This is a genomic window from Roseinatronobacter bogoriensis DSM 18756 (assembly GCF_004366635.1).
Classification (GTDB): domain Bacteria; phylum Pseudomonadota; class Alphaproteobacteria; order Rhodobacterales; family Rhodobacteraceae; genus Roseinatronobacter; species Roseinatronobacter bogoriensis.
The window spans coordinates 58302-74833 of record NZ_SORN01000002.1 but is presented as its reverse complement, the minus strand read 5'-3'; the positions used below and the strand labels follow the sequence as shown (position 1 = coordinate 74833).

Genomic DNA, 16532 nt, shown 5'->3' with positions numbered 1-16532 from the left:
GCATTGCGGCTGCGCAAGAAAGAGGATCTTGCACAGATCGCAGCAAAGCCATCATGACGCAGGGGTAACGCGCAGGAAAGATTGACCCGCCCCCACCCGCAGCGTTATCATCCCCATGACCGATGCCAGACAGGAGCTGCCCTAATGGATGGCAACGCGCCCGCCCAAACAGCGGGCCAGAAAACCCCGACCACATCGGGTTTGTTTGACACACCCGTTTTCGCTGACCCGCAAACCCGCGCATTAACCCATGTCGGGGTGATCGATGTCGGCTCAAACTCTGTGCGCCTGGTGGTGTTTGACGGTGCCGCCCGAAGCCCGGCTTATTTCTTCAATGAAAAGGTGTTGTGCGGCTTGGGGCGCGGGCTGGCCGAAACGGGCCGGCTAAACCCCGAAGGGCGCGCGCGCGCGCTCGCAACACTCAAGCGCTTTGCCCTTCTTGCGCGCGGCATGTCACTTACGAACCTGACAATGGTCGCCACCGCCGCCATGCGAGAGGCAGAGGACGGCCCCGAATTCTGCGCCCAGATTGAACAGGAAACCGGTCTGCGTATGCGCGTGATTGATGGCCCGGAAGAGGCGCGCTTATCCGCCCAGGGCGTGCTGACAGGCTGGCCAGAGGCCAAGGGCCTTGTCTGCGACATTGGCGGCAACAGCATGGAACTGGCCGTCATTGGTGACGGCAAGGTGCATCGCAATGTCAGCTCTGGCCTTGGCCCGTTTCGCCTGCAACAGGTCAGTGGTGGCAAAAAAGGGCTGCGCGAGCATATCGGCACCGTGCTGAAAGACCTGCGCGAACAGGTGGGCGACCATCATGACGCGCTGTATCTGGTCGGCGGGTCATGGCGCGCCATCGCCCGCATGGACATGGAGCGGCGTGGCTATCCGCTGAAAGTGCTGCATGAATATGCAATGACCCCCAAGGCCATCCGCAAGACCATTGACTGGATCACCGAACAGGACCCGGCCAAGCTGCGCGCCCTGACCGGCGTTTCAAGTGAACGCATGAGCCTTGTGCCGCTGGCCTGTCAGGTCTTGCGCCAGTTGGTGCATGTCTTCACACCCAGAAATGTCTATGTCTCCAGCTACGGAATCAGAGAGGGCATTCTGTTTGACCAGATGCCCGAAGACCTGCGCCGCCGCGACCCGCTGATAGAGGCGTGTCACTTCATGGAACATTCCAGCTCGCGCATTCCCGGTTTCGGGCGCAAGCTGTATCATTTCCTGTTGCCGCTCTATCGCAACCGCCCCCCTGAACGGCTGCGCCTGATCCGCGCTGCATGTCTGTTGCATGACGTGAACTGGCGCGCCCATCCCGATTACCGCGCCGATGCCTGCTTTGACACCACCACCCGCGCCAATCTGGGCGGGCTGGACCATCAGGGGCGCGTCTATCTGGGCATCGCGCTGATGCACCGCTACAAAACCAATGGCATGCGCCCGCGCATCAAGGAAATTGCGGGGCTAATGTCGGACAAGGACCTTGCCGAAGCCAAGATGCTGGGCCGCGCGCTGCGCTTTGGGGCCATGTTCTCGATGGATGGTCCTGAAAACGCGGGCGAGTTGCGCTTTTTCCCGAAAAAGGGCGTACTGGAGCTGGTGCTGGAACGCGATATGCAGGCACTGTTTACTGAAGTGGCCGAACAACGCTTTGCGACACTCGCGAATCAGATCGGGGCAGAGTCAAAAATCCGCGTGCGCCGCACTCACAATTCGAACGGGTCTGGCGCAGACTCGTCCCCTTCAGCCGCATCCTGATCGGGGTCTGCTTCCTCTGGCAAATCGGCCCCGTCACGACGCCGGATAAGAATATCGCCATTTGGCAGCATCTCGGGCGGGTGATATTGCGTCATGTCGCGCAACTGCTCCAGAAAGCGCTGCAATTCCGGTTCCAGTGCCGAAAATCCGCGCTCCAATTCGCGCATCTGCGGCTCAACCTCGGTCATAAATCCGCGCAGCAACCGCTCGAACAGATCAAACAAGGGCTGCCCGCTCTCTTCCGATGCAGGCGGGGGCACGCTGTCTTCCTCGGCCAGCGCGGGGGCGGCCAGAAAAGCGCAAAGCACAAAAGGCAAGACGGTGTTTTTCATATGCGCATTATAGCGGCGCGGTGCCCATGCCGCCAGCACACAGAATTCCGCTCGCACAAACGTGTCAGGCCGCGCGGCCTTGCTGAATCTCTTCCCAGGCGCGGTTCAGATCGCGCAGCCGATGCTCGGCCAGCTTTACCGCCTCTTGCGGCACACCGCGCGCCGCCAGCCGGTCCGGATGCGTTTCGCGCACAGCGTCGCGATAGGCGCGCTGGATCACGGCGATGGGTGCATCATGGCTGACTTCCAGCACGTCATAAGGATCGGGCGGAACATCGCCCACAAATCGTGCGCGCAGGCAGCGAAAACACCTGTCTGTCAGGCCAAAAATCCGGGCAACTTCACTCAAGAACGCTTCTTCCTGCGGATGAAAGCTGCCATCCGCCATCGCGACCTCGAACAACCCCTCCATCAGGTCAACCAGCACCGGATCGCGGGGCGGAAACATACCCGCAATCTTGCGCGCATAAAGGTCAAATCCCGCCACATCCTGCCGCGCCAGATTGAACACCCGCGCCGCGTTCGCCTCATCCTCCGGCGGGATGGTGAAGATACGGCGAAAGGCCGCCACCTCGCCACGCGTAACCTGCCCGTCGGCCTTGGCCAGCTTTGCCCCTAGTGCAATCACCGCAATGGTAAATGCCACCGTCCGTTCGGGCGGTGTGCGCAACTTGTCGAATACCGTGCTCAGCGGCTCCCCCTTTCGAAGAGCAGTCAGGGCGTCAGCGATGCGGGTCCAGATCGACATGGATAAAACCTAACAGGGTGAAATCAGAATTGCAGCAGTACAAATTACCGCATTCACAAGAATTTCTGCATCAGAACCAAATCATGAAACTGGCCAAACTTCCACCCGACTTGCGGCATTGTGCCAACATGAACATAACCAAGCTTGTGATGAAAACTGATGCTGGCCGAATTGGTTCCCGTCACGGCAGCAACCATGATATGATGACCTGCCGCCGTCGCGTGCCGCTCCAGCTCCAGCAAAAGCGCCCGCCCCGCGCCCTTGCCGCGCGCGGCAGGTGACAGATTGATCGTATGCTCCATGCTGCGCGCATAGCCAAGGCCACCACGAAACTGCGCATAGCTGGCAAAGCCCAACACATCCTCTGCGTCTTGCGCCACGATAAACGCATGGCCGCCCGCCTGACGCGATACGATCATGTCTTCAATCTCGGATGTGCTGCGCAAGACGGGATTGAAGGTCACGACAGTGTCTTGAATGATCGGGTTCCAGATCGCGACAATGGCGGCCGCGTCATCCGGCGTGGCATCGCGTAGGGTCAACGCGGGCATCAGCATCGTCCGGGCAAGGCGCAGGGATGAAAGAAAGGGGCCGCAGCCCCTCTCTCGCACGCCCTGAGCAGGGTTGAAGTCAAGGTTCCATCACATCGCAGCGGCCAGCTTCTGGCGGCGGCCCACCAGTTCTTCGGCCACAAGAAATGCCAGTTCCAGCGACTGGCTGGCATTCAGGCGCGGGTCGCAAGCCGTGTGGTAGCGCTGCGACAGGTCTTCATCCGACACGGCGCGCAACCCGCCAGTGCATTCGGTCACATCCTTGCCCGTCATCTCGAAATGCACACCACCCGGAATCGTGCCTTCGGCATTATGGATGGCAAAGAACTCGCGCACTTCGCGCAAAACCGAATCGAAGGGCCGCGTCTTATACCCGCTAGAGGATTTGATCGTGTTGCCATGCATCGGATCACAGGTCCAAAGCACATTGGCGCCCTCTTCCTCGACCGCGCGGATCAGGCGCGGCAGGTGATCGCCCACCTGCCCTGCCCCGAAGCGCGCAATCAGCGTCAGCCGCCCCGCTTCATTTTCCGGGTTCAGCGTCGCCATCAGCCGCTTGAGGTCATCAGGGCTGATCGAGGGGCCACATTTCAGCCCGACAGGGTTCTGCACACCACGGCAGAATTCGACATGCGCACCGTCTGGCTGGCGGGTCCGGTCGCCAATCCAGATAAAATGACCAGACCCCGCCACCGGCAGACCAGAGGTCGAATCGACCCGGCACAGCGCCTCTTCATATTCCAGCAACAAGGCCTCGTGGCTGGTGTAGAAATCGACCGAGGCCAATTCCTTGCTCGTCTCCGACGTAATCCCCGCCGCAGTCAGGAAATCCAGCGTGTCGGTAATCCGGTCGGTCATCTCGCGGTAGCGCTCGGCCTTTTCGCCATCAGCAAAACCAAGGGTCCATGAATGCACGCGGTGCATATCCGCATAGCCCCCTTTGGAAAAAGCGCGCAACAGGTTCAGCCCGGCTGCGGCTTGCGTATAGGCTTGCAACATGCGGTTGGGGTCGGGAATCCGGGCCTCGGGGGTGAAATCGAACCCGTTGATGATATCGCCACGATAGCTGGGCAATTCCTGCCCGTTCATCACCTCGGTCGGGGCTGAACGCGGCTTGGCAAACTGGCCCGCCATGCGCCCCACCTTCACCACTGGCACCTTGGCCCCATAGGTCAGCACGATTGCCATCTGCAAAAGCACCTTGAAGGTGTCCCGGATGCTGTCGGCATTGAACTCGGCAAAGCTCTCTGCGCAATCGCCGCCCTGCAACAAGAACGCCTCACCCCGCGCCGCTTCACCCAGCTTGCGCTTGAGCGCGCGCACTTCGCCAGCAAAGACAAGCGGCGGGTATTGGCGAAGCTGCGCCTCGACCGCATCCAGTCTGGCAGCATCCAGATAATCCGGCATTTGGATACGCGGGCGCGTGCGCCATGTCGATTTCGTCCAGCCTTGGGTCATCAGGTGCCTCCGGGGTGTCAATTCTGTGTTGCGGCGTTAGCGGTCGCAGCGCCGCTCGGGCCTTCTATACAAAAGCGCTTTGCCGCTTGCAAATACGATTGCTCTTGCGCGGGCATTCGAAACTTGTTTGTGTCGCAGCCACCTTAACTGAATGCGCACGTATACATATGGCCTCACTCCCTGCCCGCCCTGCGCCACGCTCATCCGACAGCGCGCGCCACCACATCGTGTTTCTGTTGCTGGAACGCTTCACGCTCATGGCCTATGCTGCGGCGATAGAACCGCTGCGCCTTGCCAATCGCGCGGCGGGCAAGCCCCTCTATAGCTGGAAACTGGTCAGCGAAAGCGGCGACACGGTTACCTGTTCGAACGGCACACAGATCAGCGTGAAGGATGGCCTCGGCGACATTCCGAATGATGCGATGATCGTCGTTTGTGGCGGGGTGGATGTGCAGCGCGCGACAACCCCTGCCATCCTGTCATGGCTGCGCAAGCGCGCGCGGCACGGCAATATCATCGGCGGCATCTGCACAGGCGCATGGACCCTCGCCAAGGCTGGGCTGCTCGACGGGCACCGCGCCACAATCCATTGGGAAAACCACGATGCCCTGATCGAGGACTTCCCGGAAATCGACCTGACAAAATCCGTCTTCGTCATCCACGGCAAGCGCCTGACATCCGCCGGTGGTACCGCCCCGCTCGACATGATGCTGACGCTGATCACCAATTCCGAGGGCGCAGACCTTGCCCATGCCGTTGCTGACCAGTTGATCTATTCCTCAATCCGCACCAATCGCGACACCCAGCGCCTATCCATCCCTGCACGTATTGGTGTGCGCCACCCCAAACTGGCGCGCGTGATCGAATTCATGGAAAACCATATCGAGGACCCGATCAGCCCCTCTGACCTTGCCAATGAAGTCGATATGTCCACCCGCCAGCTTGAACGGCTGTTCCGGCGCTACCTCAACCGCAGCCCCAAGCGCTACTATATGGAATTGCGGCTGGAGCGCGCCCGCAACCTGCTGATGCAAACCGATATGAGCGTGATCAGCGTGGCCCTTGCGACCGGCTTCACCTCACCGTCGCATTTCTCGAAATGCTACCGCGCGCATTACAACACCACCCCCTACCGCGAACGCGGCACCCACGGCACCGAGGAAGAAGACGGTCCCGAAAGCGAGTAAACACGCAGCGCGTCATAAACTGACGGGAAGCGCGGCATAGCCACGAAAGCGGATACGCCCGCCCGGTATGCGCCCGTCTTTCAGGTCGTAACCTTCAAACCGCGCAAGAAACCTCTCAACCGCAATGCGCCCTTCCATCCGCGCAAGTGTCAGCCCCACACAGACATGCGGCCCGCCCGCAAAGGCGAGATGCCGATTCGGCTTGCGCGCAATGTCGAAAATGCCGGGGCTGTCGAACACCTCCGGGTCACGATTGGCCGCGCCAATGCACAAGTGCAGGTTCGTGCCGCGCGCAATCTGCTGCCCGCCAATCACCACATCTTGCGTGGTTTCACGATTGCCGAACTGATTGGGCGACATGAAGCGCAAACTTTCCTCAATCGTGCTATTGATCAAGGCAGGCTCTGCCCTCAGCCGCGCCAATTCGGACGGATGATCATGCAACAAGGCCAATGTGTTGCCGATCAGATTGGTTGTGGTTTCATGTCCGGCATTCAGAATGAAAATGCAGTTTTGCAGCAATTCCCGCTCTGAAAGCTGCTCGCCCGCGCCTGTGCCCTGAATAAGCCGGGTCAGAACATCGGTTTCCGGATCGCCCGGCCGCGCACGCCGCCTTGCAACCAGGTCCCTCAGATAATCGACAAACTCCTCAACCGCGCGATTGCCCTGTGCAAGCTCATCTTCTGTCAGCGCAGGTTCCAGCGCACCCAGAATCGCCAGCGACCAGTCGCGCAGTGGCCCGCGCTCCTCCAGCGGGATATCCAGCAGATTGCCGATAATCTGAATCGGAATGGCGGCGGCATAATCCTCGATCAAATCAGGCTCTGGCTTGTCCTGCATCTGATCAAGCAGCGCATCAACCGCCATTACCAGCCCTGGCTCCATCCGGGCGATGGCACGCGGGGTCAGCGCCGATGTCATGATCTTGCGCACACGCGTGTGCAAGGGCGGGTCATTGAACACAAGCGAGGTGGTGTGATGTTCGTATAGCGGCGATGTCTTGCCAAATTTGGGTTCAAACACAACGGTCTTGTCCGAAGAATAGCGCGTCGTATCCCGATAGATCGCATCCAGATCAGCATGACGCGCGACCAGAACCGACCCATCTGGCTGCACCATGACCGGCGCATCAACTAGCAGCGCATCATAATACGCAAACGGGTTTTCCCTAAACCCTGCCGGTGGGTCCGATAGGTCGAACCCGGAAATATTTATACCCGCCATGGTGTTCCTCCTCACCTTGCACTCCCTTAGTGCGCGACACTGCGCAAGGACGGTGTGCAGAGCAAGGGCGGGATGCGCTTTTCTTCTGCGGCGGCTGCCGATAATCTGGCGTTTTAAGACAAACAAGAGGTGCCACAGGAGTGAGTCGGATAGACAGATATCTGTTGGCGCAGCTTTTGGCGGTATTCGCGTTTTTCTCGCTGGTGCTGGTATCAGTCTACTGGGTCAATCGTGCGGCACGGCTGTTTGATGCGCTGATCGGTGACGGGCAGAGCTTTTGGGTGTTTCTGGAGCTTTCCGCGCTGACCCTGCCCAATGTGATTCGTGTTGTGCTGCCGCTCTCGGCCTTTGCGGCGGCGGTGTATGTGGCCATCCGCCTGACGCGCGACAATGAAATGGTCGTGCTTCAAGGCACAGGCATGTCTTACTTGCGCATGTTGCGCCCTGTCGCGGTATTCGGGGTGATTGTGGCACTGATGCTTGCGCTCTTGATGCACGTCCTCATGCCCCTGTCGCGCGCCCAACTGACCGAACGTCAGGTCCAGATCGCGGAAAACATCACCACGCGTTTCTTGCGCGCAGGCGAATTTCTGGAACCTGCCGATGGCATTCTGGTGTTCATTCGCAGCATCACCCCCGAAGGGAAACTGGAAGATGTGTTTCTTTCAGACTCGCGCACAGACGGGACACGGGTGGAATATAACGCGACCTCTGCGCTGCTGGTGCCGGGGCCACAAGGGCCGGTTCTGGTCATGCTGGACGGGGTGGCGTTGGTCTATTCTCTCAGCACAAACCGCCTGACGACAATCGCCTTTGATGACCTCAGCTATGATGTCGGGGGCTTGATCGGCCCTGCCGGGCGCGGCCCGGATGTGCGCGAATTGCCCACACGGCAATTGCGCGATGCAGATGATGCGATGCTGGAGCAGATGGGCCTGAACCTTGCCGAAGTCCGATTCGAGCTGATGTCGCGCCATGCCCAACCCCTGCTTGCAATCATAACATCGCTGATCGGGTTTGCGGCGGTGTTTCTGGGCCAGTTCAGCCGCCTTGGCGCATGGCGGCAGGTGCTGGCTGCAATTGTCGCGCTTGCGCTGATTCAACTTGTCGGCAATGCCAGCGCCGGCCCGGCCCTGCGCGACGCAACACGCGCGGGCCTTGCCTTTGTGCCGGTGGGTCTGGGGCTGGCTGTGGTTGCGGCAATGGTCTTGTGGGTCAGCGTCCCGCGACGACAGCGCAAACGGGTGACCCCATGATCCTTGCGCGCTACCTTACCCGGCGGATCGCAGCCAGTTTCTTGATGGTATCGGGAATATTCCTGAGCATGTTGTTGCTGCTGGATATGGTCGAGCAGATGCGCAGGCTCTCCGGGCGCAATGTCGGGTTCGACCAAATTCTGCGCCTGTCTGCGCTGAACCTGCCCGAAGGGTTTTACGAGATTGCGCCGCTGGTTCTGATGCTGGCGGCCATGTGGGTGGGTCTAGCCTGGTCGCGCAGTTCCGAATTCGTGGTCATCCGCGCGACCGGACGCTCAGTTCCCCGTCTGGTCGTGCTGCCGGCCCTTGCGGTCATGCTGGCCAGCATGGCATTTGTCGCGGTGATGAACCCTTTGGTGGCCAGTTCATCGCGCGAATATGCCCGCGTCATGGCTGAGGTCCGCGACAGGCCTACCGATGTTGCGGCCATCGGCGCTGACGGGCTGTGGTTGCGTCAGGCCGATGCGCTGGGCCAGACCGTCATTCATGCCCGCGAGGCAGAGGCGACCGGAACGCTTCTGCGCAATGTCACCTTTCTGGTTTTTCATGCGACCGAAGGGGTAAGCACGCGCATCCATGCCGAACGCGCCATGCTCGGCCCCGGCAGATGGCAACTGGAAGGCGTGAAACTGTGGAACCTGTCCGCCCCGAACCCAGAACAATCCGCCGAATTCAGCGACGCGCTGGACGTACCAACCGACCTGACCCCCGAACGCATACGCGACAGCTTTGCGCAGGTGCGCGCCATCCCACTGGCGCAACTGCCCGGATTCATTGCCACACTGGAACGCGCGGGCTTCGCAGCACTGGAACACCGAATGCGCCTGAACATGGAACTGGCGCTGCCGGTCATGCTGACTGGGCTTATGCTGCTGGCCCTTGCACTCAGCATTCACCACATGCGCGCAGGCAGCGCAGGTGTGCGCGCATTGATCACGATTCTGGCTGGATTTGCCTTGTTTTTTCTGCGTAACTTCGCGCAGGTCTTGGGGGAAAGCGGCCAGATTCCGGTGATTCTGGCTGCTTGGGGCCTGCCTTTTGCAACCTTGTTTCTGGCAATTGGCATAATGCTGAATCTGGAGGAACGGTGATGCCCCACAGGCATCCGATCAAATCAAGTGGCAGGCGTTTTGCGCCGCGTCTGTGCCATGCGCTGGCGGTTGCCGCACTTGGTCTGGCCATTGCCAGTGCCCCAGCCATTGTGCCACGCGCGATAGCGCAGACCACGACACAAGAAGCAGAATTTGCCACCCTTGTTGCCGATCAACTGCGCATCGACGGTGGCGAAGTGCTGGTCGCACAAGGCAATGTCGAGGCCCTGTTTGGCGGCACGCGCCTGCAAGCCAGCCGCGTGACCTATAACCGGCGCGATGGCAGCTTGCAGATCGAAGGGCCGCTGGTGCTCAATGACGGGCGCGAGGTGATCATTCTGGCAGATCAGGCAGAGTTGTCCGACGGTTTGCGCCGTGGGCTGATCCGCTCTGCCCGGGTTGTCTTTGACGAGCAATTGCAGATTGCCGCGCATTCGGTGGAACGTCTGGACGAACGCTTTACCGAGATGAACAATGTCATCGCCTCCAGCTGTGAGATCTGCGCACAACGGCGCACACCGCTTTGGGAAATCCGCGCGCAACGCGTGGTGCATGACGATCAGGAGCAGCAGGTTTATTTCGAGAATGCACAATTCCGCCTGTTCGGCCTGCCGGTGGCCTATATCCCGCGCCTGCGCGTGCCTGATCCGCGCTTGCAGCGTGCGACCGGTTTTCTCAGCCCGCGCTACTCGATCGACACATCGCATGGCGTTGGTTTGCGCGCCCCCTATTTTCTGGTGCTGTCGCAAGACCGCGACTTGACTATAACCCCCTTTGTGGGCAGCCAGGGCACACAGGCACTGCAACTGCGTTACCGGCAAGCATTTGCGACCGGGCGGCTGGAAATTGGTGGGCTGGTCGCGCGCGATTCGATCCGTCCGGGGCGGACGCGTGCCTTTGGCTCGGCCTTGGGTGAATTCGCGCTTGGCCACGGCTTCAACCTCAGTTTCAATCTGATCCAGCCCTCGGACAGCACGGTGCTGGATGATTACGACATTGGCGATGCAAGCCTGACCAGCGACATCACCGTGCAACGCATCCGCCGCGACGAACGTATTCGCCTTCAGGCGCTTCAGTTCCGCTCTGTCAGGTCGGGCGATCAGAATACCACCCTACCCAATCAGGTCGGGCAAGCCTTGCTGGAACGGCGCATGGATGTGCCTGTCCTTGGCGGTGTGGCCGGGTTCCGGCTGGAAGCGCATCTGCACCAGCGCAGGCAAGCCGTCGGCCTGACCGGAGAGCCCGCGCCGACACCCGTCGCGCTGCCAAATCTGCCGGACCCGGCCCAAGGCCCACGTCCGCGCCGCGTCGGACGGCTCAGCCTCGACCTGGAATGGCGCCGCGATGCGGTTTTGCCCGGCGGGGTTCTGGGGGCTGTGGGCGGCCATATCGGGCTTGACCAGTTCAGCATGTCCGAAACCGGGGGCGTCTTTCCCACCTCTTTCACGCGCGTTTCGCCCAATCTCATGGCGGAGCTGCGCTGGCCGCTTGTGCGCGCGCAAGGCGATGGCGTGTCGCATGTGATAGAACCTGTCGCGCAGGTGATCTGGGGGCGCAACCACGATGAGACCCTGCCACATGAAGCGAACCGTATGCCCGAACTGGATGAAGGCAACCTGTTCACCTATGACCGATTTGCCAGCCGCGACATCCGCGAAGGGGGGCTGCGCGCCAATCTGGGGCTAAGCTGGACCCGCCACGACCCCGAAGGCTGGTCCAGTACATTGATGATCGGGCGGATCTGGCGCGCGCGTGATCTGGAACAGTTTTCAGAAGGAACCCCGCTTTCAGGCGCGCGCTCGAACTGGCTGGTCGCGGGCAGCATTGACATGGTTGACGGATTGCAGCTTAGCAACCGTTCGCTTTTCTCGTCGGATTTCAGGCTGCGGCGCACGGCGCTGGAACTGGACTGGACGGGCGAGGAATTCACCATCTCCACCAGCTATATGCGGATTTTTGCCAACCCGTTTGAGGGGCGCGAACGCACTGACGCGGAATGGCGCTTTGACGGCACCCGCGACATTGACGATTTCTGGACCGCGCAAGTGGGGTGGCGCTATGATGTTGCGCGCAACCGGGCTGCACGCGCAATGGTCGGACTTGCTTATGAAAACGAATGTTTGCGCATGAATCTGGGGGTCGAACGCCGCTTCGCCGCTGCGACACAACAAAGCGACCGGACCAGCCTTGGGCTGACCATAGACATTCTGGGGGTTGGCGGCAGCCCATCGCGGGCGCTGCGCGCGTGTAGTGATATCTAGAGGCAGCGCTGCAGGAATTGCAGCGCCATGTTCAGGACACACCAATCCAGTACCACGGGTACAGCGCAAGTGTGATGACATTGCCGGGAAAAGCGTGTAATCCCGGAACAAACGGCCACCCAACGGGCCAAGGCAGGAAACGGACAGAACTGATGCGCTTAATCGAGACTTCACCGCTGAAACATTTTGGCTTGGTGCTGACGACCTGTCTTGCATTGGTGGCCGCGCCATCAACACCCGTACAGGCGCAGAACATGTTCGCCCCCGCCCGAACCGTGAATGATCGCGTCATCAGCAATTACGATGTCGATCAGCGGATCATGTTCCTCGAAGTGCTGAATTCCGGCGGCGCGGACCCACGCCGCGAGGCACTGGAGCGCCTGACCGAAGAAGCCGTGCAGCGCGACTACGCGCGCCGCCTTGGCATTCGCGTAAACCGCGATGAAATCAACGAAGGCATGTCGGAATTTGCCGCCCGCGCGGATTTGTCGACCGAAGAATTTGTCGCCGCACTGGCAGAGAATGGAGTCGATGCGCAAACTTTCGAGGCCTTTGTCGAAGCGGGTCTGTTGTGGCGCAAGGTTGTCGGACAGCGCTTCCCCGCCCTTGTCGCTGTGTCTGATTCCGATGTGCGGCGCGCGCGCGATGTGGTCGCAATCCTTGGCCGCCAGCGCGTGCTGATCTCTGAAATTTTCCTGCCGACCGACCCTGAATTCGCAGATGCCGTCGCCCAGATCATGGAACTGATCGAGGCCGCGAACAGCGTCGAGGAATTCTCGAATCTGGCGCGCGAATTCTCGCTTGCCGGGTCGCGCGATGAGGGCGGGCGCATACCCGACTGGGTTCCCGTTGAGAACCTTCCGGGTCAGATCTCTGGCCCTATCTCTCAGGCCCGTCCGGGTCAGATAATCGGCCCGATCTCGCTCAGCGGCGCAATTGCCTATTTCCAGCTGCGAGCAAGCGAAAGCACCCGCGACATTCCTGCCGATCAGGTCGCATTGCGCTACAAAAGACTGCTTCTGCCAGGTGGGCGCAGCGAAGAGAATCTGGCCCGCGTCGCACAAATGCGCTCAGAGGTGCGCAACTGTGCAGGGCTTGGCCCCTTTGCACGCGGTCTACCCGAAGACGCACTGGTCGAGCGTGAAGGACTGGTCAATAATCTGCCCCAGTCTGACGCAATCGAACTGGCCAGGCTGGACCGCAACGAGATTTCGGCAAACACAACAGACGGGACGAATCTGGTGGTCCTGATGCTATGCACCCGCGAATTGCAATTTGAAGATGCCCCAAGCGATGATCGTGTGCGCGATGTTCTGTTTGACCGCCGCATCGGCGAGATGGCAAATGTGAAGCTGCAAGAACTGATCGCGGATGCAGATGTGCGGGATTTCTGATCCCGTCATCTAACAACCACTGCCGCCACGCACCTTCAGCCTCCGCTTTGCGGAATGACGCAGCTATGCCAAAGCTGGTGTTCGCCACCTGACATCAAGTTACCCTATGACAGTTTGGGGGCGTTGCGGACTTTGAGCCGCGCGGAATCAAGGCGCGAAGCGCCGCCGCGCATCGCCGGGCCGCCCCCACGGCACGGCGATTTGGCTGCCACCAGCGCACAGATCTGATCTTGCGCGGATTTGGCCAGCATAAAGCGCTACAGAGTAAACCTTGGATCGCCGCACCGCGGCCCTGCGCTGCGCGGCTTTGTACCCAGTGCCTTTTTGACAGCAAAGTCCCGCATAGCCACCTCTCACAAAGACATCGGATCGGGCGCGGGAACCTTTCGTCAGGTGGCAAACAACGCTTGACTCACGCGCGCTTCACCCGAACCAAATCCGCAAAAGTCCACATCCTTGCACTGGTGGCAGCCGCACCACATCACACCAGAAAATCCGCATGGGGCAGCAGGGGCAGCGACCGCACCCTCTGTCCGGTCAGCGCGAAAAGCGCATTGGCCAAAGCGGGCATGGCCGGCGGTGTGCCCGGCTCTCCCACCCCGCCCATATGAGGGTTGTCCTGCAAGATCCCCACCTCGATGCGCGGTGTGTTGAACATGCGCAGCGCATCATATTCAGGGAAATTGCCCTGATCGGCGCGCCCGTCTGTAAAGGTGATCTCACCCATCACGGCGGCTGACAGCCCGTAAATCAGCCCCGATTCCATCTGCGCGCGCACAATCGCCGGGTCCAGCACCAGCCCTGGATCACAGGCCATGAAGGCACGCGCAATGCGAATGCCCCGCGCTTCACGTTCCAGATCAATCACAACGGCTGTGGGCGTGCCGAAAGACCATATCATTGCCACGCCGCGCCCAACATTCTCAGACACCGGCGCACCCCAGTCCGACATATCGCGCACAGCCTCTAGCACACCGCCTGCGACAGGGCTTTCAACGCCCACATGGTCCAGCCGGAATTGCAGCGGGTCACGCCCTGCCGCATGGGCCAGTTCGTCGATGAAGCATTCGTGGAAAAACCCGTTGAAGGAATTGCCCACCGCCCGCCAGAACCCAATCGGCACATCCAGATCCGCCAGATGCCCGGCAACGCGGTAATTCGGAATCGCATAGGGCTGGTCAAATGCCCCCTCGACATGGCCCTTGTCCGGCCCGCCCATCTGCCGCCCGATGATCCGCCCAAGCGCGGCGCGTGTCACCGAAGGGGCCGCAATCTGTGCGTCGAACAACACCGCGCGGCCGTCTTCCACCGCGCCGCGCATCCGCGCAATCGCCGCCGGGCGATAGAAATCATGGCGCATGTCTTCTTCGCGCGACCATGTCAGCCGGATCGGGGTCTCTGGCACAAGTGCTGCAATCCGGGCCGCTTGCCGAGTGATATCCGTCTCAACCCTGCGCCCGAAACCACCGCCCAGAAACACCGTATGCAGGGTGACATTATCTTCTGAAATCCCCGCAGCTTGCGCCGCAACCTTCAGATGCTCGCGCGGGGCCTGATTGCCCACCCAGACCGTCAGATGCCCGTCTTGCAACACAGCCGTGGCGCCCATCGGCTCCATCGTCGAATGGGCCAGAAACGGCACACGGTATTCCACCTCGATCCCGGCGGGAATGTCATCCGGCGCGCCCTGATCGCGCATGGTCGAGTTTGGCCGCGCCGCGAATGCCTGCGCAATCTGCTCGAACATCGCATCGGTGGTCGCTGGCAAGTGCGAGGGCGTCCAGTCAATCGCAACCGCCTCTGCTCCCTGCATCGCAGCCCATGTATTGGACGCGATCACCGCCACCCCGTCGCCCAGATCAAGCACTCGCTCGACCCCTGCAACAGCCAGCGCGGGTGCAGGGTCAAACCCCGCCATGCCGCCGCCCAGATAGGGGCAGATGCGCACAGTGGCAAACTTCATCCCCTCCAGCACGATATCGGTGGAAAACTCCGCCTGGCCTGTCACCTTGGCGCGCATGTCACTGCGCGGCAGCGACTGGCCCAGCAATTTCCACTCATATGGGTGGCGCAACTCGACCTGCGGCACCGGGCGCGTGGCGGCCGCCTCAACCAGATCACGGTAGTCAATCTCAGTGCCGTCAGGCGTAATGACGCGCCCCGCTTCAGTGCGCAGATCACCACGCACCACGCCCAACCGGTCCGCCGCCACGGCCTTCAGCGCCTCGCGCGCCGAAGCCCCCGCAAGGCGCATCCGTTCAAACCCATCCACGGTCGAAGTTGACCCGCCCGTGACTTGCAAGCCCAGCAATTTGCTGGCCGCGCCAAGCCCCTGGGTCACGCGCCGCTGCCAAGGCTTCAGGTCATAATCGGGCACAGGCAAAGCCCCATGCGCAAGGGCTGCGTTGAAATAAGCCGCCGCTGGCGGGCCGTGAAGCACGCGAATACTCTCCCAATCCGCGTCCAGTTCCTCGGCCACCAGCGCGGCAAGGGTAGTATGCACCCCCTGCCCCATTTCAGCACGCGGTGCGATGATGCTGATCCCCTGCTGGTCGATGATGACATAGGGGTTCAGGCTGGCGCCGTGTTCAGGCCGCAAAGGGTTCGTGACCGGTTTGCGAATCTTGTAGGTGCCAAATGCCGCCCCCCCGGCCACAGCCACAGCCCCGACCAGAAGCGTGCGGCGCGTAATCTTGCCAAGCCTGCTCATCCCGCGCTCCCCCCGTTCAGGGCGCGCGCAGCGTCGTGAATTGCGGCGCGAATCACTGAATAAGTCCCGCAGCGACACAGGTTGCCCGCCATCGCTTCGTCAATCTCTGCATCTGTCGGCGCAGGGTTCTGCGCCAGAAGTTCGGCTGCCTGCATGATCTGGCCAGACTGGCAAAACCCGCATTGCGCCACCTGATGGCGCACCCATGCCTGCTGCAAAGGCGCAAGGGTATAGCCTTGTGACAGCCCTTCAATCGTTGTGACCGGCCCCCAGACATCCCCCAATGCAATCTGGCAGGCGCGCACAGCCTCGCCGTCTATATGCACAGTGCAGGCCCCACATGCCGCGACCCCGCAGCCAAATTTCGTGCCAGTCAGGCCAAATTCATCCCGCAACACCCATAAAAGCGGCGTTTCGGGGTCAAGGCTGCTTTGCCTGACTGTTCCATTTACGGTAAGTGACACTGACATCAATCGCGCCCGCCTGTCTGGATTTGATGGACTATATCTAACATCTTGTTGTCAGATTTCACCGGCGCGGCGCGAAAAATCCTCGTGTCCTG

13 protein-coding genes are annotated in these 16532 nt (G+C 60.8%); 6 read left to right on the top strand and 7 right to left on the bottom strand.

Going from position 1 to position 16532, the window contains the following annotated elements:
• The first annotated feature begins 144 nt into the window (after positions 1–144).
• Positions 145–1758: a Ppx/GppA family phosphatase gene (locus EV660_RS05050; RefSeq protein WP_071480671.1), complete on the top strand. Its 1614-nt coding sequence runs from the start codon at positions 145–147 to the stop codon at positions 1756–1758.
• Here the strand turns inward: EV660_RS05050 and EV660_RS05045 are convergent.
• From EV660_RS05045 to EV660_RS05030, 4 genes are all read right to left on the bottom strand, one after another.
• Entirely contained in the window at positions 1707–2090 is a 384-nt protein-coding gene (locus EV660_RS05045; RefSeq protein WP_084635104.1) for a hypothetical protein, read from the bottom strand. The two genes, EV660_RS05050 and EV660_RS05045, sit on opposite strands and share 52 nt — an antisense overlap.
• A gap of 64 nt (positions 2091–2154) precedes the next feature.
• Positions 2155–2838: a molecular chaperone DjiA gene (locus EV660_RS05040; RefSeq protein WP_071480669.1), complete on the bottom strand. Its 684-nt coding sequence runs from the start codon at positions 2836–2838 to the stop codon at positions 2155–2157.
• Between the two features lie 53 nt (positions 2839–2891).
• On the bottom strand, positions 2892–3389 hold the full coding sequence (locus EV660_RS05035; RefSeq protein WP_071482097.1) for a GNAT family N-acetyltransferase: 498 nt from the start codon (positions 3387–3389) through the stop codon (positions 2892–2894).
• 90 nt (positions 3390–3479) lie between these two features.
• On the bottom strand, positions 3480–4847 hold the full coding sequence (locus EV660_RS05030) for a class II 3-deoxy-7-phosphoheptulonate synthase (RefSeq protein WP_071480668.1): 1368 nt from the start codon (positions 4845–4847) through the stop codon (positions 3480–3482).
• A gap of 167 nt (positions 4848–5014) precedes the next feature.
• Here EV660_RS05030 and EV660_RS05025 point away from each other — a divergent pair, with 167 nt between their 5' ends.
• Entirely contained in the window at positions 5015–6034 is a 1020-nt protein-coding gene (locus EV660_RS05025) for a GlxA family transcriptional regulator (RefSeq protein ID WP_071480667.1), read from the top strand.
• Between the two features lie 12 nt (positions 6035–6046).
• Here EV660_RS05025 and EV660_RS05020 read toward each other — a convergent pair whose 3' ends face one another.
• Entirely contained in the window at positions 6047–7258 is a 1212-nt protein-coding gene (locus EV660_RS05020) for a cytochrome P450 (protein ID WP_071480666.1), read from the bottom strand.
• 140 nt (positions 7259–7398) lie between these two features.
• On the opposite strand from EV660_RS05020, the gene lptF reads away from it, so the two are divergent.
• The 4 genes from lptF (at position 7399) to EV660_RS05000 (ending at position 13260) form a co-directional block, all read left to right on the top strand.
• Entirely contained in the window at positions 7399–8514 is a 1116-nt protein-coding gene (lptF, locus tag EV660_RS05015; RefSeq protein WP_071480665.1) for an LPS export ABC transporter permease LptF, read from the top strand.
• A complete protein-coding gene (gene lptG / locus EV660_RS05010) occupies positions 8511–9605 on the top strand; it encodes an LPS export ABC transporter permease LptG (protein WP_071482096.1) in 1095 nt (364 codons plus the stop codon). The genes lptF and lptG overlap by 4 nt, the downstream gene beginning before the upstream one ends.
• On the top strand, positions 9605–11866 hold the full coding sequence (locus EV660_RS05005) for an LPS-assembly protein LptD (protein WP_084634875.1): 2262 nt from the start codon (positions 9605–9607) through the stop codon (positions 11864–11866). Before lptG ends, EV660_RS05005 begins: the two co-directional genes overlap by 1 nt.
• 152 nt (positions 11867–12018) lie before the next feature.
• Positions 12019–13260: a SurA N-terminal domain-containing protein gene (locus EV660_RS05000; protein ID WP_071480664.1), complete on the top strand. Its 1242-nt coding sequence runs from the start codon at positions 12019–12021 to the stop codon at positions 13258–13260.
• Positions 13261–13741: 481 nt separating this feature from the next.
• Here the strand turns inward: EV660_RS05000 and EV660_RS04995 are convergent, their stop codons facing one another.
• Together EV660_RS04995 and EV660_RS04990 are read right to left on the bottom strand one after the other, a co-directional pair.
• Positions 13742–15970: a xanthine dehydrogenase family protein molybdopterin-binding subunit gene (locus EV660_RS04995; RefSeq protein WP_071480663.1), complete on the bottom strand. Its 2229-nt coding sequence runs from the start codon at positions 15968–15970 to the stop codon at positions 13742–13744.
• A complete protein-coding gene (locus EV660_RS04990; protein ID WP_071480662.1) occupies positions 15967–16440 on the bottom strand; it encodes a (2Fe-2S)-binding protein in 474 nt (157 codons plus the stop codon). The genes EV660_RS04995 and EV660_RS04990 overlap by 4 nt, the downstream gene beginning before the upstream one ends.
• Positions 16441–16532: the final 92 nt, after the last annotated feature.

Excerpts from the sequence above, each read along its gene's own strand:
- EV660_RS05050 (WP_071480671.1), top strand. The coding sequence starts at position 145 with ATGGATGGCAACGCGCCCGCCCAAACAGCGGGCCAGAAAACCCCGACC.
- EV660_RS05045 (WP_084635104.1), bottom strand. The coding sequence starts at position 2,090 with ATGAAAAACACCGTCTTGCCTTTTGTGCTTTGCGCTTTTCTGGCCGCC.
- EV660_RS05040 (WP_071480669.1), bottom strand. The coding sequence starts at position 2,838 with ATGTCGATCTGGACCCGCATCGCTGACGCCCTGACTGCTCTTCGAAAG.
- EV660_RS05035 (WP_071482097.1), bottom strand. The coding sequence starts at position 3,389 with ATGCCCGCGTTGACCCTACGCGATGCCACGCCGGATGACGCGGCCGCC.
- EV660_RS05030 (WP_071480668.1), bottom strand. The coding sequence starts at position 4,847 with ATGACCCAAGGCTGGACGAAATCGACATGGCGCACGCGCCCGCGTATC.
- EV660_RS05025 (WP_071480667.1), top strand. The coding sequence starts at position 5,015 with ATGGCCTCACTCCCTGCCCGCCCTGCGCCACGCTCATCCGACAGCGCG.
- EV660_RS05020 (WP_071480666.1), bottom strand. The coding sequence starts at position 7,258 with ATGGCGGGTATAAATATTTCCGGGTTCGACCTATCGGACCCACCGGCA.
- lptG (WP_071482096.1), top strand. The coding sequence starts at position 8,511 with ATGATCCTTGCGCGCTACCTTACCCGGCGGATCGCAGCCAGTTTCTTG.
- EV660_RS05005 (WP_084634875.1), top strand. The coding sequence starts at position 9,605 with ATGCCCCACAGGCATCCGATCAAATCAAGTGGCAGGCGTTTTGCGCCG.
- EV660_RS05000 (WP_071480664.1), top strand. The coding sequence starts at position 12,019 with ATGCGCTTAATCGAGACTTCACCGCTGAAACATTTTGGCTTGGTGCTG.
- EV660_RS04995 (WP_071480663.1), bottom strand. The coding sequence starts at position 15,970 with ATGAGCAGGCTTGGCAAGATTACGCGCCGCACGCTTCTGGTCGGGGCT.
- EV660_RS04990 (WP_071480662.1), bottom strand. The coding sequence starts at position 16,440 with ATGTCAGTGTCACTTACCGTAAATGGAACAGTCAGGCAAAGCAGCCTT.